Below are 17428 nucleotides of genomic sequence, written 5' to 3'. Positions count from 1 at the left end.
GGAGCATCCATGCCCAGAACCTTCGGCCACGCCCTCGACTGGATGCGCGCCCGCGTCGCGAGCGGCCAGCTGCCCACGGGCGTGCTCGGCGTGTGCTCGGCCGACGGCGTGCTCGCCCTCGAGGCCTTCGGCGTCGACGGCGGGCGCACCGCGACCGTCGACGACCGCTACGCCCTCTATTCGGTGACGAAGCCGCTCGTCGGCCTCACGATCGCGCGCACGATCGAGCACGGGCTGCTGACGAGCGAGACCCCCCTGCGGGATGCCCTGCCGCAGTCACCCGCCGGCGCGACGACGCTCGGCCAGCTGCTGAGCCACACCTCGGGGCTCATCGACGTCGACCTCGGCGCGCACGCCGGCGCGGAGGTCGCCCCGACGGCGCTGCGCGAGGCGCTCGCGGTCGCCGGACTCGAGTCGGTGCCGGGCACCCTGCGCCGCTACAACAACCTCGCGTTCGAGGGGGCCGCCGCGATCGTCGAGCACGCGACGGGCGCCGAGCTGACCGACCTGGTGCAGGGCATGGCGGATGCGGCCGGCGCCGGCACGCTCTCGTTCGACCCGGCCGACGCCCACCGCATCCACGACGCCGACCTCGCCGGGCACGACCCGGCAGGCGTCTTCGCCGTGCGGCACCCCGCCGCGGGGCTCGTCGGCAGCGTGCACGACCTGCTCGCGATCGGCCAGTCACTGCTCGCCGGCGACGGCCGCGTCGTGCACCCGACGACGCTCGAGGCGATGCTGCGCCCGCGCACGACGGGGCTGCCCGTCATCGACGCCGACCCGATCAAGCGCTTCGAAGACTTCGGGCTCACCTGGAACCTGCCCCGCCGGCCCGGCCTACTCGACCACTCGCTCTACGGCCACACCGGCTGGACCGGCACACAGTTCTGGCTCTCGCGCGACACCGGCCTGTGCGTCGTCGCGCTCACCAACCGCCTCGACACCTGGCGGCCCGAGGTCGGCGTCGAGTGGGATCAGCTGCTCAACGCGGTCATGTCGGCGCGATGAGCGCCGACGCCGCGGCCCGCCCGCGCACGCACGTCGTCGTGCTGCCCGGCGGCGGCTACGCGCGGCACGCGCCGCACGAGGGCCAGCCGGTCGCCGAGTGGCTGCGCGGCCTCGGGCTCGAGGCGAGCGTGCTGGAGTATCCGGTGAAGACGCGGCACCCCGGGCCGTTCCACGCGGTGCGGCGCCACCTCGGCGAGCTGCGCGCGGACGGGGTCGAGCGGCTCGGCGTCGTCGGCTTCTCGGCCGGCGGCCACCTCGCCGGGCACGCCGCGGTGAGCGGGCTCGTCGACGCCGCGGTGCTCGGCTACCCGGTCGTGTCGATGCAGCTGCCCACGCACCGCGGCTCGCGCGAGCAGCTCATCGGCCTGCGCGCCTGGCCGTGGACCCGCCGTGCGCTCTCGATCGACCGGCTCGTGACGCGGGGTGCTCCCCCGATGTTCGTGTGGCACACCGCCGAGGATGCCCTCGTGCCCGTCGAGCACGCCTACCTGCTCGGCCGGGCGCTCGCGGCGCACGAGGTTCCGCACGCGCTGCACGTCTACCCGCGCGGGCGCCACGGGCTCGGCCTTGTCGCCGGCGTGAGCGGCGGCGAGGAGGCCGGCATCGCCCGGCACTGGACGCGCGACTGCGCCGAGTGGCTGCGCGAGCTCGGCTGGATCGACTGACCCCTCGGCGCCGAGGGCGCGGGGCGAGGGCGGGGCGGCGTGCGCCGCGATCGTCAGCGGGGGCGCTGGGAGCCGCGTGGCGTCGGCGACGGGTGCCGGGCATCCGACGCCCTGATGACGACGACGGATGCCCAGACCAGGGTGACGCCGATGACGCAGACGAGCGTCAGCACGCCGAGACCCGCGGCGCCCGTGCTGATGCCGACCCCGATGAGCGCGTACGTGACCGTCGCGGCGTAGACGATCGAGGCGCGCGAGCCGAGCACGAAGCTCACCGCGAGCCCCGTCGCCGCGAGCAGCACGAGCGACTGCCACACCTGCCCCCACGCGGTGTCGACCGGCGCGCCCGTGCCCTGCGTAACGGTGCCGATCTGCACGAAGAACGCCATCGACGTCCAGCCCGAGTAGGTGCCGAGCAGGCCGTAGAGCAGGCCGCGCTCGAGCGGATTCCAGGAGGCGAGCTCGTCGCGGGCGCGCACGACGCGGGTCCAGGCGACGACGTGGGCGCTGATGATGACGACGAAGACGACGAGGCCGAGCGGGTTGTCCTGCCCGAGCGCAGCCGTCGCGAGCCACAGGCCGAAGCACGCGAAAACCACGCTCAGCGGCCCGACCACCCGATCGCGGATGCTCGGCAGCGGTGTGAGCGTCGACGGCCGCACCTGGGCGAGCGCGTAGGCGATGCTCAGCACGATGATGACGCCCCAGACGGCGAACCAGGCGCCGGGCGGCACGAGCGGTGAGAACTCCGCCCCCGACTGCAGCGTCGTCGGCGAGAGCCAGTCGAACACGAGCGACGACACCGGCTGGCCGACGGCGAGCACGATGAGGATGCGGCGCCAGAGCATCCGGCGCTTCTCGTCGGTGCCGCGCGTCGCGCGGGGCGGGATCGACACCGAGCCGGTGTCGGTGAGCGAAGCGGTGCGCATGGTCGGGCGACCTCCTTCGGCCGCTCGGGGAGTCGCGCGCCTCACGCGAGGAGGTTCCCCGATGGCGCGGCCGTCGCCCGACAGGGTAGACCCGCGCGGTGGCCGGCGCCTGCCCGCCGGCGGGGTGTCGGGATGCGCGGCCCGCCGCGGCGGCTCAGCGCAGCGCGGCCGCGTCGCGTACGGCGCCGATCCACTCGAGCGCGGCCGGGGCGCGTCGCAGGATCGAGACGTGGCCGTCGTCCGGCTGCCGGTCGACGACGGCGTGCGGGATGCTCCGCGCGAGGCGCTCGGAGTGCGAGGGCGGCACCACGCGATCGAGGCCACCGTGCACGAGCCGCACCGGAACGCGGATGTCGGCCGGCGCGAAGCCCCAGTCGCCGACCACGGCGAGGTCGTCGTCGACCACCGGCGCCGGCCCATCGGCGAGCGCCGGCCGCACCACCTCCAGGATCCAGCCCCACTCGCCGTCGAAGGCGCGCTGATCGATCTCGGCGAACCCGAAGTCGCCGTCGTGCTCGGTCGACTCGTAGCGCTCCTTCTCCTCCCGGCCCTCGACCGCCGCGCGCAGCGACGCCTCGCCCAGCTCCGCGAAGCCGGTGAACCACGCGGCGTCGTCGGCCGGGTCGTAGGGCGAGAGGCCGGCGATGCTGACCGCCGCCACGACGCGCCCCGGCTCGAGCGCCGCGCAGGCCAGCGCGTGAGCACCGCCTCCCGAATGGCCGATGACGGCGAACGGTGACGCCCGCCCGTCCTCCGCCCCCTCGAGGGCGTCGACCACCCCGGCGGCGTCTCGCGCCGCTGAGCCGATCGAGCGCCCGCGCCGCGCGGTCGAGCCGCCGTAGCCGGGCCGGTCGTAGCCCAGCAGCCGCAGCCCGAGTCGGTCGGCGAGGTCGAGCAGCGGGGTCGGCGGGGTGCCGATGTTCGGCGTGCCGTGGAGCCACACCACCGGGAGCGCACCCACCCCGCCGGTCTCCGAGTCGTAGGCGTGCAGCACCGCGCCTCCGTCGAGGGCGACGTCGAACTCGCGGACGGCGACGCTCACGGCAGGGGGCCGAGCAGGTCCGCGGCGACCGTCGCGTGCACGGCCTCGGGGTCGCTCGGGTGGTAGATGCCGGCGAGCACGTCGCGCTGCAGGCGGCTGAGCTCGGCGCTCGAGCGGTACGCGCCGCCGCCCGCGATGCGCATCGCCTGGTCCACGACGTGCCGAGCCGTCTCGACGGCGCGCTGCTTGAGCCCCGCCAGGTCGCGGTGCCACCGGCTGCCGCGGTCGACGCCGTGGTCGCGATCGCGGCAGACGGCCTCGAGCTGCGGGGCGAGCGCGTCGAGGGCGAGCGCCGCATCCGCGACGCGCCAGCGGATGTCCGGGTCGGCCGACTGCGGCGCCCCGCCGTTCTTGAGGCTCGTGCGCCGGTGCGCACTCTCGACGACGAGCTCGAGGGCGCGGTCGGCGAGCCCCGCGTAGACGGCGGCCATGAGGGTGAGGAAGTTCGCCGAGATCGCCAGCAGCAGCGGGTCGGGCGTCGGGCCGACGGGCAGGATGCGCGACACGTGCTCGTCGGCGATGAACGCGCGCTCGAGCGTCGTGGTGTGGCTCTGCGTGGCGCGCATGCCGAGGGTGTTCCAGTCGGGGGTGATCGTGACGCCGGGGGCGGGGTGCGGCTCGAAGCGGTCGGGCGTCGTGACGGGGGCGGTGCGCGTGAGGAAGCCGTGGATGATCTGCGGGGCGGGGTCGGGGGTGGCGGGTTCGGCGCCGGCCGGGTGGTGGCGGGCGATGATGCCGAGGCGCGTCCACGCCGGGCTGAGGCTCGTGAAGATCTTCGTGCCCGTGACCGCCCAGCCGGTGCGGCCGTCGGCGCCCTCGACCCGCTCGGCGCGCGTCACCGAGTCGGTCATGACGCGGTCGTTGCCGGCCTCGCTGATCGCGAAGGCGAACAGCTCGCCCGCCGCGCAGTCGTCGAGCACCCAGCGCAGGCTGTCGTCGCCGGCGGCGGCGAGGTCGCGGGCGACGCCCATCCAGACCAGGTGCATCGTCATGCCGAGCGCCGTCGCCGGAGCGTGCGCCGCGAGCAGCCGCTGGTCGCGCGCCGCTGAGGTGAGGCTGCGGGGGCGCAGGTAGCCGGCGGCGCGCAGCTCGTCGAGGTCGTCGAAGAAGAACGCGTTGCGGGCGTCGTAGTCGGCGGCGCGATCGCGGATGCCCTGCAGCAGCTCGGGCGTCAGCACGGTCGGCGGCACAGCGGTGGGGGCGTCGCTCGGCACACTGCTCGGCTCGGCGGTCATGCTGCCACGCTACTCGCGGCCCCTGACCGGCCGTTGCGATGTCGCCGGCCAGGAGTAGCATCCGCGCATGCCGTTCCTCGAGGCGAGCGAGCTCGTCAAGACCTACACCCCGAAGGGCGCCCCCGTCGTGCGGGCGCTCGACGGGCTGTCGCTGGAGGTGCCGCAGGGCACCGTCACCGCGCTGCTCGGGCCCAACGGCGCCGGCAAGACGACGACCGTCAAGGTGCTCACGACGCTCATCCGCCCCGACTCGGGCTCGGCGACGATCGACGGGGTCGACGTGCTCGCCGACCCTGACCGGGTGCGGCGCATGATCGGCGCGAGCGGCCAGTACGCCGCCGTCGACGAGAACCTCACCGGCTTCGAGAACCTCATGATGGTCGGTCGGCTCTACCACCTGGGCTCGCGGGTCGCGCGGCAGCGGGCGACCGAGCTCATCGAGCTGTTCGACCTCGCCGAAGCTCAGAACCGGCCGGTGAAGGGCTACTCCGGCGGCATGCGGCGACGCATCGACCTCGCCGGTGCGCTCGTCATCCGTCCGCCCGTGCTGTTCCTCGACGAGCCGACGACGGGCCTCGACCCGCGCAGTCGCCTCGGCCTGTGGGAGATCATCGAGTCGCTCGTGAGCGACGGCACGACCGTGCTGCTGACGACGCAGTACCTCGAAGAGGCCGACCGCCTCGCCGACTCGATCTCGGTCATCGACGAGGGCAGAGTCATCGCGAAGGGCACGGCCGACGAGCTCAAGGCCTCGGTCGGCGGGCAGCGCGTGGCTCTGACCGTCGTCGATGAGGCCGACGGCGACGCGGTGCGGGGCATCCTCGCCCGGCACGGCACCGGCGAGCCGGTCGTGACGGGAGGTCGCACGTGGGTCGTGCCGGTCGCCGACGGGCCGGCGGCGCTCGCGTCGGTCGTCGCGGCAGCCTCGGCCGAGGGCGTCGCGCTGCACGACGCCGGCATGCGCAGGCCCACGCTCGACGACGTGTTCCTGCAGCTCACGGGCCACGTGGCCGAAGAGTCCGACGAGACGACGGGGAGCGCGGCATGAGCACGATCGGCAGCGGCCGGGCAACCGGCACGACGGCGCCGGAGTCGGACTCGGGCGCGCACGGCACGCTCGAGCCGGCACCCGGCAGCGCGATCTCGCGCTTCCTCAGCGACGGGTGGGTGACCACGTGGCGCAACCTCATGAAGATCATCCGCGTGCCCGAGATCCTGCTGTTCACGATGATCCAGCCGATCATGTTCGTGCTGCTGTTCACCTACGTCTTCGGCGCCGCGATCGACATCCCCGGCGACGGCTACACGTCGTTCCTCATGGCGGGCATCTTCGCCCAGACCGTCGTCTTCGGCTCGACGTACTCGGGCTCGGCGATGGCGCAAGACCTGAAAGACGGCATCATCGACCGCTTCCGCACCCTGCCGATGAGCGGGGCCGCGGTGCTCGTCGGTCGCACGAACGGCGACCTCGCCATCAACGCGCTGTCGATGATCGTCATGATGATCACCGGCTGGATCGTGGGCTGGCGCGTGAACTCGTCGCTCCCCGAGTTCCTCGCCGGGGTCGCGCTGCTGCTGCTGTTCGCCTACGCGTTCTCGTGGGTCATGGCGTACCTCGGCATGGCGGTGAAGAGCCCGGAGATCATCAACAACGCGTCGTTCCTCATCCTCTTCCCGATCACGTTCATCTCGAACGCCTTCGTGCCGAGCGAGCGCCTGCCCGAACCGCTGCGCGTGTTCGCGGAGTGGAACCCGGTGTCGGCGCTCGTGCAGTCGGCGCGCGAGCTCTTCGGCAACGTGCCGCCGGGCACGCCGGTCGGCGACGCGTGGCCGGCGCAGAACCCGATCGCGACCGTGCTCATCGGCGTGGTCGTGCTGCTGCTGGTGTTCGTGCCGCTGTCGATCCGCAAGTTCGCGACGCTGTCGCGGTAGGGGCGGGCGGCCCTCCGGCTGCGGCCGCGTGGGGCGGCATCCCAGGCAGCGCGCGGGCGACCGGCTCAGTCGGCGAGCGCCGCCGCGAGCGCGCGGATGCCCCGCTCGACCTCGGCGAAGCTCGTGCTGAGCGGCGACAGCCCGATGCGCACGCCGCTCGGATGCCGGAAGTCGGGGATCACTCCCTCGCCCCAGAGGCGCTCGACGGCGCGGCGAGCGTTCGGGTGGTCGATCGTGATGTGGCCCCCGCGACGGGCGGCGTCGCGCGGCGAGGCGAGCACGGCATCCGGGATCAGGGCGTCGACGAGCGCGATCGCGTACTCGGTCAGCGCGCCCGACTTCGCCCGGATCGCAGGCATGCCCGCCGCCTCGATCTCGCCCACCATGTGGGCGATCGGCTGCATGCCCAGGATGGGCGGCGTGCCGCTAACCAGGCGGCGGATGCCCGGCGCGGGCTCGAAGCCGGCCGTCATGCTGAACGGCTCCGCCGCGCCCAGCCACCCGGGGATCGGGTTGCGCAGCTGCGCCTGGTGCCGCGCGGCGACGTAGGCCCAGGCGGGGGCGCCCGGGCCTCCGTTCAGGTACTTGTACGAGCATCCGACCGCCATGTCGACGCCCCAGGCGTCGAGCTCGAGCGGCACCGAGCCGACGGCGTGCGAGCAGTCCCAGATGACGAGTGCGCCGTGCGCCTGCACGACGCCGGTCACCGCGGCCATGTCGGCCCACCACGCGCTGCGGTACGCGACGCCGCCGAGCAGCGCGGCGATCGTTCGCTCGCTCACGACCTCGGCGGCGAGCTCGGGGGTGACCCCGCCGTCGTGCGGCACGTCGAGCCAGCGCACGGTGAGGCCGTGATCGTCGGCGAGGCGCTCGACGATGAAGCGGTCGGTCGGGAACTCGTCGCGCGCGATCACGAGCTCGTCGCGGGCGGCGCCCTCGCCGCGCATCGCGATCGCGGCGCGCAGCAGCTTGAAGATGAGCACCGTCGTCGAGTCGGCGACGATCGTCTGACCGGATGCCGCGCCGAGGCACGCCGCCCCGATGCGGTCGCCCAGCCGCTCGGCGAGGGTGAGCCAGCCGTCGTCCCACCCGCGGATGAGCCTGCCCGCCCACTGCGTACGCACGAACTCGGGCAGCGCCTCGACCGTCGCCCGCAGCGGCCGCCCGAGCGAGTTGCCGTCGAGGTAGGCGACGAGGTCGTCGCCCGGCTCGAAGCGGTCGACGACGGCGGCGAGCAGGTCGGCCGCGTCGAGCGCGGCCGGGTCGGGCAGGTGCGCGGCGGCGGTCACCCGGTCAGCCTAGGCCGGGCCCCTCGGCGGCGCGAGTGAGTCGAGACGTGGCAAGTGAGTCGAAACCTTCCGGCTCATCCGCCACATTTCGGGTCACCGGCGGAAGCCGGCGCGGCGGAAGCCGGCGCGGCGGGAGCCGGGGCGGGGCGCCGGCTACGCCGCGCGCGTCGGGAACGCGAGCCCCGGCCGCTGCACCGCGAGGCGCAGCTGCTCGCCGACCTCCGGCAGGTCGACGGCCGCCATGCGCATGCGCACCGTGAGACCCGCGGTGAGATCGCAGGCCAGCATCGCGTCGTGGCCGGCGTACGAGATCGAGGCGACCCGGGCATCCGCCCCTGCAGCGGCGTGGGCGAGCAGGTCGTGGCGGGGCACGATCCACTCGGGGCGCAGCATGAGGCGCACCGCGTCGCCGTCGGCGGGCGCGAAGCCGACCGCGGCGGCCTCCACCGCGCCGAGCGCGCACGTCACGCGGCCCGCGCGCCAGCGGCCCTCGAGCTCGACGACGTCGCCGACGAACTGGGCGACCCAGTCGCTCGCCGGCTGCTGGTAGATCTCCTCCGGGGTGCCGAACTGCTCCAGGTGCCCGTCGCGCAGCACGGCGACGCGGTCGGCGAGGGTCAGCGCCTCCTCCTGGTCGTGCGTCACCAGGATCGACGTGGTGCCCTGCGCGCGCAGCAGCTCGGCGACCTCGCGGCGCAGACCCGTGCGCAGCTGCGTGTCGAGCGCTGCGAACGGCTCGTCGAGCAGCAGCACGTCGGGCCGCGGGGCGAGGGCACGGGCCAGGGCGACGCGCTGCGCCTGCCCGCCCGAGAGCTGGTTCGGGGCGCGGTTCGTCAGGGCGCCGAGCCCCACGAGCCGCGCGAGCTCGGCGATGCGGTCGGCGCGAGCACGACCGCGACCCCGCGGCACCGCGAAGCCGATGTTCTCGCCGACCGACAGGTGCGGGAACAGCGAGGCCTCCTGCGGCACCCAGCCGACGCCGCGCTTCTCCGGCGGCACGCTGCGGCCCCGGCGCGACAGCTCGCGCGAGCCCACCGAGATCGAGCCCTCCTGCAGCGGCAGCAGCCCCGCGATCGCCAGCAGCAGCGACGTCTTGCCGCAGCCCGACGGGCCCAGCACCGCCACCAGCTCGCCCTGCCGGATCGTCAGCGACACGTCGTCGACGGCGAGCGTCGACCCGTGGGTGACGCTCGCGTGATCGATGACGAGATCGCTCACCACTCCTCCTTCGCCGTGCTGCGGATGCCCGACAGCACCATCGCGGGAACCGCCGCGACGAGCACCAGCACCGCCGCGTACGGGGCGGCCGCGCCGAACTCGAACACGACCGTCCTGTTCCACAACTCCGTGGCCAGCGTCTGGATTCCGGTCGGACGCAGCAGCAGCGTCGCCGGCAATTCTTTCATGGTCGCGATCGCCACCAGCAGGGCGCCGATGCCGACGCTCGGCAGCGCCAGCGGCACCGTCACCCGCCACCACGCGCGCAGCGGCGACTCGCCGAGCGTGCGCGCCACCGCCACGAGCGACACCGGCACGTCGGCCAGGCCCGAGCGCATCGTGCCGATCGCCTTCGGCATGAACAGCACCGCGTAGGCGAACACCAGCACCACCACGCTCTGGTACAGCCCCGGTAGCACCGCGAGCGAGAAGAACACGAGCGAGAGACCCACCACGATGCCGGGCAGCGCGTGGCCGAGATAGCCCGCCGACTCGATGACCGAGACGAGGCGGCCGCGGAAGCGGGCGCCGAGCGCCGCGATGGGCAGCGCGAGCACGACCGCGAGCGCGGCAGCGGCGAGCGCGACCCCCACCGTCGAGCCGATCGCCGCCAGCAGCCGCGGCACGTCCAGCTCGCGCAGCGTCTCCGCCTGCACCAGGCGCGTCGCCAGACCCAGCAGCGGGATCGCGACGCCCACCACCGGGGCCGCCGCGACGACGGGCAGCAGCGACAGCAGCATCCCGCGGCCGATCGCGCGGGGCGCCACCGCTCGGGCCGCCGCGCGCGGCACGCGACCGCGAGCGCTGCGCTCGCCCAGCACCACCAGCAGCGCCAACACCACGAGCAGCAGCGCCAGGATCGCCGCCTGCGCGCGGTCGAAGCTCGCCGAGTACGCCGCGCTGATGCCCCACGTCAGCGTCGGGAACCGCATCATCGCCACGAGCCCGAAGTCGCTCAGCGCGTACAGCGCCACCAGCAGCCCGCCCGCGATCGCCGCCGGCCGCACCTGCGGCCACGTCGCCACGAAGAACGCCGACAGCGGCCCGCGACCCAGCGTGCGCGCCACGCCCTCCAGGTCGCCCGACGCCCCGCGCAGCGCCGCCGCGACCGGCAGCGCCACGTACGGCATCGTCACCGCCGACAGCAGCAGCCAGCTCGGCACGAAGCCCTGCGCGCTCGGCACCAGCACCAGCCAGCCGTAGCCCGCCAGGAACGAGGGCACCGCGAGCGGCAGCGACGACGCCAGCAGCCACAGCCGCGGGAACGGCACCCGCAGCCGCGACAGCGTGAACGCCACCGCCGTGCCCAGCACGAGCGCCGTCGCCGTCGTCGCCGCCGCGAGCCCGAGCGAGTTCGCCGCGTACTCCAGCACGCGGCCGCGGGTCAGCGTCTCGACGAAGCGCTCCGGCCCCGAACCGCCCGCGCGCACCAGCAGGTACACCAGGGGGATGCTCGCCAGCAGCGCCGCGAACGACCCCAGCAGCACCAGCCAGAGCGGCGGCCGGGCCGCGCGCGACGCGAGCCGGGCATCCGCCCCCCGCTCGCCCGGCGCACGCGACGCCGCGGCCGCGCCCGACGGTGCGGGAGCGGCCGCGGCGGGCGGCGCGAGGGTCATGGCGCTATTCGACCATTCCGAGGCTGGGCGCCGGCAGGGTCGGAAGACCCGCCGGCGGGTGGACTAGATGAGGCCGACGCGGGCCAGCAGCTCCTGCGTCTCGGCGAGCGAGTCGAGGTCGCTGAGGTCGAAGTTCGGCGTGACGAGCGACTCGAGCGCCGGCAGACCCTCCGGGGCGGGGATGCCCGGCACGAGCGGGTACTCGAAGGTCTCGTTCACGAAGTACTGCTGGCCCGCCTCCGACACGAGGTACTCGATGAACGCGAGCGCGTCCTCGTTCTCGGCGGCGCCGTTCAGCAGACCCGCGCCAGTGACGTTCACGATCGATCCGGCGTCACCGGCGGTGAGGTACTTCAGCTGGGCGCGCATGTTCTCGGCGCCGACCTCGTTCGCCTGACGGAACCAGTAGTAGTGGTTGATAAGGCCCGCCTCGATCACGCCGTCGTTGACGGCGGTGAGGATCGGGATGTTCGACTCGAAGATCTGCGGGTCGTTGTCGGCGAGCGCCTGCGCCCACTGCTCGGCGGCATCCTCGCCCTCGATGACGCGCAGCGCCGTCACGAACGACTGGAAGCTCGCGTTCGTCGGCGCGACGCCCAGGCGGCCCGCCCACTCCTCCGTGACGTAGCCGTCGATCGTGTCGGGCAGGTCGTCCTCCGTCAGCGTCTCGCCGTCGTAGACGACGACGCGTGCGCGACCCGTCACGCCCACCCAGCTGCCGTCGGTGGAGCTGAACTCGGGCACGACCGCGCCCGTGATGTCCTCCGGCAGCGTCGTGAACAGGCCCTCGTCGGCGATCGCCCCGAGCGCGCCGGCATCCTGCGAGAGGAACACGTCGGCCGGGCTGGCGTCGCCCTCCTCCAGCAGCAGCGCCGCCATCTCCGGCGTGTTGCCGTAGCGCACCTCGACCTCGATGCCGGTCTCCTCGGTGAAGGCGTCGATGAGCGGCTGCACCAGGTCTTCGTCGCGGCCCGAGTAGAGGGTGAAGGCCGCGTCGGCCTCCTCCTCGGCGGGGGCGGCGCAGCCGGCGAGCAGCAGCCCGGCGATCGGCAGAGCGAGCAGGGAGACAGGGCGGAACGAGCGCATGAGAGAGGCTCCGAGGGCGAAGGGAGAAGAGGTGCGGGACACGGCGACGCTGCCGGAGGTAAGGCTAGCCTTACATTCCTGAGAGTGCCAGCCACGGGCATCCCCCGCCTTCGCCCGACGGATGCCCGCGAGCGCCGCCCCCTCGTCTAGCGTGAGCGCATGGACGCCATCGACTCGCGCATCATCGAACAGCTGCGTCAGAACGCCCGCGCCGGGTACGGCGACATCGGCGACGTCGTCGGGCTCAGCGCCTCCGCCGTCAAGCGCCGCGTCGACAAGCTCGTCGCCGACCGCGTCATCCGCGGCTTCACCGTGCAGGTCGACCCCGCCGTCGAAGGGCTCGCCGTCGAGGCCTACGTCGAACTGTTCTGCCGCGGCACCGTCGCGCCCGACGAGCTGCGGCGCATCCTGCTCGCCGTGCCCGAGGTCGTCGAGGCCGGCACCGTGACCGGCGACGCCGACGCCATCGTGCGGCTGCGCTCGCGCGACATCCCCAGCATGGAGGAAGCGCTCGAGCGGGTGCGGTCGGCGCCCAACGTCGACCACACCCGCTCGGCCATCGTCTTCTCGCGGCTCGTCGACCGCACGCACGAGTAGCCCGGCGCGCTACGCGGCGCCGCCCCGGGACGCCGACGCGGGCGCTTGCGTCGAGACGGGCCTCCGAACGGCCCGGCTCGACGCAAACCCCCATCTCGGCGGGCCGGGGGCGCGGCCTACGCGGCGCGCGCCTCCTCGGCGGCCTCGGCCTCGGGCTGCTCGACCAGGTACCGCGTGTACCCGGGCACCGTGAGGAAGGTCGGGAACTCCTCCTGCAGCGTCACCGTGCGGAACAGCTCCTCCGCCTCGGCGTACCGGTGGCCGGCCGGGCGGGGCAGCTCCGCGAGCACCTCGCCGAGCATCCGCTCGACGAGCTCGCGCGTGACCTGCTCGCCCTCGACGGTGACGTGGTCCTGGTGGATCCACTGCCACAGCTGCGAGCGGCTGATCTCGGCCGTCGCGGCGTCCTCCATGAGGTTGTCGAGCGCGACGGCGCCGAGGCCGCGCAGCCACGCCTCGAGGTAGCGCACCGTGATCGAGATGTTGGCGCGCACGCCGGCGAGGGTCACCTCGCCCCCGGCCGAGCGGATGTCGAGCAGGTCGCGCGCGGTGACGTGCACGTCGTCGCGCTGGCGGTCGAGCTGGTTCGGCTTCTCGCCGAGCACGGCGTCGAACTCGGCGCGCGCCACCGGGATCAGGTCGGGGTGCGCCACCCACGAGCCGTCGAAACCGTCGCCGGCCTCGCGGCGCTTGTCGGCGGCGACGCGCTCGAGGGCACGCTCGGTGACCTCGGGGTCGCGGCGGTTCGGGATGAACGCGCTCATGCCGCCGATGGCGTGCGCGCCGCGCTGGTGGCACGTCTTGACGAGCAGCTCGGTGTAGGCGCGCATGAACGGCAGGGTCATGAGGATGCGGTCGCGGTCGGGCAGCACGAACCACTGGCCTCGGCCGCGGTAGTTCTTGATGATCGAGAAGACGTAGTCCCAGCGGCCGGCGTTCAGGCCGGCGCAGTGGTCGCGCAGCTCGTAGAGGATCTCCTCCATCTCGAACGCCGCCGGGAAGGTCTCGATGAGCACCGTCGCGCGGATCGTGCCGTGCTCGAGCCCCAGCGCCTGCTCGGTGAAGGTGAAGACGTCGTTCCAGAGCCGCGCCTCGCGGTGGCTCTCGAGCTTCGGCAGGTAGAAGTACGGGCCGCGGCCGCGGGCGACGAGCTCGCGAGCGTTGTGGAAGGCGTAGAGCCCGAAGTCGACGAGGCTCGCGCTCGCGGCGAGACGCAGGCCCGAGCGGTCGGTGTACTCGAGGTGCTTCTCGACCAGGTGCCAGCCGCGCGGCCGCATCACGATCGTCGGGGTGCGCTTCGCGGTCACGCGGTACTGCTTGCCCTCGGGCGAGGTGAACTCGAGCTGGTCGCGGATCGCGTCGCGCAGCGACAGCTGCCCCTCGACGATGTTCGCCCAGGTGGGGCTCGTGGCGTCCTCCAGGTCGGCGAGCCACACGTTGGCTCCCGAGTTGAGCGCGTTGATGGTCATCTTCGGGTCGGTGGGGCCCGTGATCTCGATGCGCCGGTCCTCCAGGCCGGGGCCCGCGCCGGCGACCCTCCAGGAGGTGTCGGCACGGACATCCGCCGTCTCGGGCAGGAAGCCGAGGTCGCGCCCGTTGCCGAGCTCGTAGCGGCGGCGCATGCGGTCGGCGAGCCGGTCGTGGCGGTCGCCGGCGAAGCGGCGGTGCAGCTCGCCGACGAAGGCGAGCGCCTCCGGCGTGAGGATCTCGTCGTAGCGGGGGCGCATCGGCCCCAGGATCGTCAGAGGCCCCGTGGTCAGCTGGTGGTCGGTGATGGTCGAGGTGGTCATGATCGTCTCGTCTCAGGTGAGTCGTGTCGGTGAAGAGGGGGATGCCCGGCAGCGGCCTAGTGGAACTGCTGGGCCTCGGTCGAGCCCACGAGCGCGAGCGTCGCGCTGTCGGGGTTGAGCGCCGTCGCGATGCGGTCGAAGTAGCCCGTGCCGACCTCTCGCTGGTGCTTGGTGGCCGTGTAGCCGTTCGCCTCGGAGGCGAACTCGGCCTCCTGCAGCTCGACGTAGGCGCTCATCTGGCGCTCCTTGTAGCCGCGCGCGAGCTCGAACATCGAGTGGTTGAGCGAGTGGAACCCGGCGAGGGTGATGAACTGGAACGCGTAGCCCATCGCCCCGAGCTCGTTCTGGAACTTCGCGATGGTGTCGTCGTCGAGGTGGCGCTTCCAGTTGAACGACGGCGAGCAGTTGTAGGCGAGCTTCTTGCCGGGGAACTCGGCGTGGATGCTCTCGGCGAAGGTGCGCGCGAGCTCCAGGTCGGGCTCGCTCGACTCGACCCACAGCAGGTCGGCGTAGGGCGCGTAGGCGTGGCCGCGGGCGAGCACCGTCTCGATGCCGGGCTTCGTGCGGAAGAAGCCCTCGACTGTGCGCTCGCCGGTGAGGAACGGCTGGTCGCGCTCGTCGACGTCGCTCGTGATGAGGTCGGCGGCGAGCGAGTCGGTGCGCGCGACGATCACGGTCGGCACGCCAGCGACGTCGGCGGCGAGGCGCGCGGCGTTGAGGGTGCGGATGTGCTGCTGCGTGGGGATGAGCACCTTGCCGCCGAGGTGGCCGCACTTCTTCTCGCTCGCGAGCTGGTCCTCCCAGTGCACGCCCGCCGCACCCGCCTCGATCATCGAGGTCATGAGCTCGTAGGCGTTGAGGGGTCCGCCGAAGCCGGCCTCGGCATCCGCCACGATGGGGGCGAGCCAGTCGATGCTGCCGTCGCGACCCGACGAGGCGCCCTCGGCGGCGGCGATCTGGTCGGCGCGACGCAGCGCGTTGTTGATGCGCTTGACGACCGAGGGCACCGAGTTGGCCGGGTAGAGGCTCTGGTCGGGGTAGGTGTTGCCGCTGAGGTTGGCGTCGGCGGCGACCTGCCAGCCGCTGAGGTAGATGGCCTTGAGGCCGGCGCGCACCTGCTGCACGGCCTGGTTGCCGGTGAGGGCGCCGAGGGCGTTGACGTAGTCCTCGGTGTGGAGGAGGTTCCAGAGGTTCTCGGCGCCGCGGCGGGCGAGGGTGTGCTCGACCTGGACGGTGCCGCGCAGCGCGATGACGTCTTCAGCGGAGTAGTCGCGCTGGACCCCCGACCACCGTGCCTCCGTCTTCCACGCGGTCTCGAGCTCGGCGGCGGTCTGGGTCTGGTCTCCGGTGCGGTGCTGGGTGGTCATCGTGTTGCTCCTTCGGTGTGCCCGCGTGTCGTGCGGGGCTGGCTGCGACGCCTTCTTCACGGCGCCGTGCGCTCCACGTTCGTCGAAGAACGGGCGTGCGCATCCCGAAAGATTGACTGAAATTCCTTGCTTTTTCGCTTGGCCCGAAATGCGACGCGTGGGATGCTCGTCGCATGCTCGACCGCGCGCAGACCCCCGGCCACGCTGAAGAGGTGCTCGATCCCCTCACGCTCGGCCGCCGCATCCGTCAGCTGCGCGGCGACGCCGGCCTGACGCTCGCCGCGCTCGGCGAGCGCATCGGCGTCGCGACCTCGCACGTATCGGTGCTCGAGAACGGCAAGCGCGAGGCGAAGCTCGGCGAGCTGCAGGCGATCGCGCGGGCGCTCGGCGTGCCACTCGAGCGGCTGCTGAGCTCGGAGCCGCCGACGGGTCGCGCCGCGCTCGAGATCGCGCTCGCCCGAGTGCAGGAGGGTCCGCTGTTCGGCGCGCTGGGCATCCCCCCTCTGCCGCTGCGGAAGTCGCTGTCGGACGACGCGATCCGCACGATCCTCGCCCTGCACGCCGAGCTCGAGCGCGTGCACCGCGAGCGCGCCGCGACGCCCGAGGAGGCCAGGCGCGCGAACGCCGAGCTGCGCGGCGAGATGCGGGCGCGCGGCAACTACTTCGGCGAGCTCGAGCAGATCGCGGCGGGGCTGCTGAAGGCAATCGGGCACACGGGCGGGCCGCTCTCGCAGCGCCTCGCGGCCGAGCTCGCCGCGCACCTCGGCGTGACCCTGCACTACGTCACCGACCTGCCGCCGTCGACGCGCTCGGTGACCGACCTCGAGCATCGGCGCATCTACCTGCCGGTGCAGAACGCCGCCGGGCGCGACCCGCGCACGAACCTGCTGCAGGCGCTCGCCGCGCACGTGCTGCAGCGGCCCGAGCCGACCTCGTACGGCGAGTTCCTGCGGCAGCGGGTCGAGACGAACTACCTCGCCGGCGCGCTGCTCATCGCCGAGGCCGACGCGGTCGCCTTCCTGCAGGCCGCCAAGCGCGACCGGGCCCTCGCCGTCGAAGACCTGCGCGACCGCTTCGCCGTCTCGTACGAGACCGCAGCGCACCGGTTCACGAACCTCGCGACCGAGCATCTGGGCATCCCCGTGCACTTCCTCAAGGTGTCGTCGGCGGGCGTGCTGTCGAAGGCGTACGAGAACGACAGCGTGCGCTTCCCCTCCGACGCGCTCGGCGCCGTCGAGGGCCAGACGGTGTGCCGGAAGTGGTCGGCGCGGCAGGTGTTCGAAGAGCCCGACCGGTTCAGCCCCTTCCATCAGTACACCGACAAACCGACGGGCACCTACTGGTGCACCTCGCGCATCGAGTCGGGCTCGGGCGGCGACTTCTCGATCTCGGTGGGCACGCCGTTCGCGCACGTGAAGTGGTTCCGTGGGCGCGAGACGACCCGTCGCGGCTCGTCGACCTGCCCCGACCCGGCCTGCTGCCAGGATGCCCCGCCGGAGCTCGCCGCCCGCTGGGCCGACGCCGCCCGCCCGCAGGCGCGCATCCACTCGTCGCTGCTCGCCGCGCTGCCGCGCGAGAGCTTCCCGGGGGTGGACCGCACGGAGGTGTACGCGTTCCTCGAGCGGCACGCCGCGGGGTAGGCGGGGCGCAGGCC

General features: G+C 73.4%; 15 protein-coding genes. 6 read left to right on the top strand and 9 right to left on the bottom strand.

The features are described 5' to 3' along the window. Nucleotides 1-9 precede the first annotated feature (9 nt). Entirely contained in the window at nt 10-1008 is a 999-nt protein-coding gene (locus ID804_RS00395; RefSeq protein WP_169077004.1) for a serine hydrolase domain-containing protein, read from the top strand. Beyond that, on the top strand, nt 1005-1673 hold the full coding sequence (locus ID804_RS00390; protein WP_169077003.1) for an alpha/beta hydrolase: 669 nt from the start codon (nt 1005-1007) through the stop codon (nt 1671-1673). The genes ID804_RS00395 and ID804_RS00390 overlap by 4 nt, the downstream gene beginning before the upstream one ends. 53 nt (nt 1674-1726) lie before the next feature. Here the strand turns inward: ID804_RS00390 and ID804_RS00385 are convergent, their stop codons facing one another. The 3 genes from ID804_RS00385 to ID804_RS00375 all read right to left on the bottom strand — a co-directional run bounded on the left by ID804_RS00385 (nt 1727) and on the right by ID804_RS00375 (nt 4879). Beyond that, nucleotides 1727-2602, bottom strand: a complete 876-nt coding sequence (locus ID804_RS00385; RefSeq protein WP_169077002.1) for a hypothetical protein — start codon at nt 2600-2602, stop codon at nt 1727-1729. Nucleotides 2603-2756: 154 nt separating this feature from the next. Beyond that, on the bottom strand, nt 2757-3644 hold the full coding sequence (locus ID804_RS00380; protein WP_169077001.1) for an alpha/beta fold hydrolase: 888 nt from the start codon (nt 3642-3644) through the stop codon (nt 2757-2759). After that, entirely contained in the window at nt 3641-4879 is a 1239-nt protein-coding gene (locus ID804_RS00375; RefSeq protein ID WP_169077000.1) for an acyl-CoA dehydrogenase family protein, read from the bottom strand. The genes ID804_RS00380 and ID804_RS00375 overlap by 4 nt, the downstream gene beginning before the upstream one ends. Nucleotides 4880-4946: 67 nt before the next feature. Here ID804_RS00375 and ID804_RS00370 point away from each other — a divergent pair, with 67 nt between their 5' ends. Next, entirely contained in the window at nt 4947-5927 is a 981-nt protein-coding gene (locus tag ID804_RS00370; RefSeq protein ID WP_169076999.1) for an ATP-binding cassette domain-containing protein, read from the top strand. Continuing rightward, nucleotides 5924-6811, top strand: coding sequence for an ABC transporter permease (locus tag ID804_RS00365; RefSeq protein WP_169076998.1), 888 nt, complete (start codon nt 5924-5926; stop codon nt 6809-6811). The genes ID804_RS00370 and ID804_RS00365 overlap by 4 nt, the downstream gene beginning before the upstream one ends. A 65-nt stretch (nt 6812-6876) precedes the next feature. Here ID804_RS00365 and ID804_RS00360 read toward each other — a convergent pair whose 3' ends face one another. From ID804_RS00360 to ID804_RS00345, 4 genes are all read right to left on the bottom strand, one after another. Beyond that, nucleotides 6877-8100, bottom strand: coding sequence for a kynureninase (locus ID804_RS00360; protein ID WP_169076997.1), 1224 nt, complete (start codon nt 8098-8100; stop codon nt 6877-6879). Between the two features lie 153 nt (nt 8101-8253). Next, the gene (locus tag ID804_RS00355; RefSeq protein ID WP_169076996.1) at nt 8254-9318 is read right to left on the bottom strand and encodes an ABC transporter ATP-binding protein; all 1065 of its coding nucleotides are present in this window, start codon (nt 9316-9318) and stop codon (nt 8254-8256) included. Then, nucleotides 9315-10934 carry an ABC transporter permease gene (locus ID804_RS00350; RefSeq protein ID WP_211160873.1) on the bottom strand — a complete coding sequence of 540 codons (1620 nt, stop codon included), beginning with the start codon at nt 10932-10934 and terminating at the stop codon, nt 9315-9317. Before ID804_RS00350 ends, ID804_RS00355 begins: the two co-directional genes overlap by 4 nt. A 63-nt stretch (nt 10935-10997) precedes the next feature. After that, nucleotides 10998-12020: an iron ABC transporter substrate-binding protein gene (locus tag ID804_RS00345; protein ID WP_169076995.1), complete on the bottom strand. Its 1023-nt coding sequence runs from the start codon at nt 12018-12020 to the stop codon at nt 10998-11000. A gap of 159 nt (nt 12021-12179) precedes the next feature. On the opposite strand from ID804_RS00345, the gene ID804_RS00340 reads away from it, so the two are divergent. Further along, nucleotides 12180-12617, top strand: a complete 438-nt coding sequence (locus tag ID804_RS00340; RefSeq protein WP_169076994.1) for an Lrp/AsnC family transcriptional regulator — start codon at nt 12180-12182, stop codon at nt 12615-12617. Between the two features lie 116 nt (nt 12618-12733). Here ID804_RS00340 and aceB read toward each other — a convergent pair whose 3' ends face one another. Continuing rightward, a complete protein-coding gene (gene aceB, locus ID804_RS00335; protein WP_169076993.1) occupies nt 12734-14407 on the bottom strand; it encodes a malate synthase A in 1674 nt (557 codons plus the stop codon). Between the two features lie 56 nt (nt 14408-14463). Then, on the bottom strand, nt 14464-15774 hold the full coding sequence (gene aceA, locus ID804_RS00330) for an isocitrate lyase (RefSeq protein WP_169076992.1): 1311 nt from the start codon (nt 15772-15774) through the stop codon (nt 14464-14466). A gap of 173 nt (nt 15775-15947) precedes the next feature. Here aceA and ID804_RS00325 point away from each other — a divergent pair, with 173 nt between their 5' ends. Then, nucleotides 15948-17414, top strand: coding sequence for a helix-turn-helix transcriptional regulator (locus tag ID804_RS00325; RefSeq protein WP_169076991.1), 1467 nt, complete (start codon nt 15948-15950; stop codon nt 17412-17414). Nucleotides 17415-17428 lie beyond the last annotated feature (14 nt).

It is taken from the genome of Microcella alkalica, from assembly GCF_014595885.1.
Taxonomy (GTDB): Bacteria; Actinomycetota; Actinomycetes; order Actinomycetales; family Microbacteriaceae; genus Microcella; species Microcella alkaliphila_B.
This window is presented reverse-complemented; position numbering and strand designations above follow the sequence as displayed.

Excerpts from the sequence above, each read along its gene's own strand:
- ID804_RS00375 (WP_169077000.1), bottom strand. The coding sequence starts at position 4,879 with ATGACCGCCGAGCCGAGCAGTGTGCCGAGCGACGCCCCCACCGCTGTG.
- aceB (WP_169076993.1), bottom strand. The coding sequence starts at position 14,407 with ATGACCACCTCGACCATCACCGACCACCAGCTGACCACGGGGCCTCTG.
- ID804_RS00370 (WP_169076999.1), top strand. The coding sequence starts at position 4,947 with ATGCCGTTCCTCGAGGCGAGCGAGCTCGTCAAGACCTACACCCCGAAG.
- ID804_RS00340 (WP_169076994.1), top strand. The coding sequence starts at position 12,180 with ATGGACGCCATCGACTCGCGCATCATCGAACAGCTGCGTCAGAACGCC.
- ID804_RS00365 (WP_169076998.1), top strand. The coding sequence starts at position 5,924 with ATGAGCACGATCGGCAGCGGCCGGGCAACCGGCACGACGGCGCCGGAG.
- ID804_RS00390 (WP_169077003.1), top strand. The coding sequence starts at position 1,005 with ATGAGCGCCGACGCCGCGGCCCGCCCGCGCACGCACGTCGTCGTGCTG.
- ID804_RS00325 (WP_169076991.1), top strand. The coding sequence starts at position 15,948 with ATGCTCGACCGCGCGCAGACCCCCGGCCACGCTGAAGAGGTGCTCGAT.
- ID804_RS00385 (WP_169077002.1), bottom strand. The coding sequence starts at position 2,602 with ATGCGCACCGCTTCGCTCACCGACACCGGCTCGGTGTCGATCCCGCCC.
- ID804_RS00350 (WP_211160873.1), bottom strand. The coding sequence starts at position 10,934 with ATGACCCTCGCGCCGCCCGCCGCGGCCGCTCCCGCACCGTCGGGCGCG.
- ID804_RS00345 (WP_169076995.1), bottom strand. The coding sequence starts at position 12,020 with ATGCGCTCGTTCCGCCCTGTCTCCCTGCTCGCTCTGCCGATCGCCGGG.
- aceA (WP_169076992.1), bottom strand. The coding sequence starts at position 15,774 with ATGACCACCCAGCACCGCACCGGAGACCAGACCCAGACCGCCGCCGAG.
- ID804_RS00395 (WP_169077004.1), top strand. The coding sequence starts at position 10 with ATGCCCAGAACCTTCGGCCACGCCCTCGACTGGATGCGCGCCCGCGTC.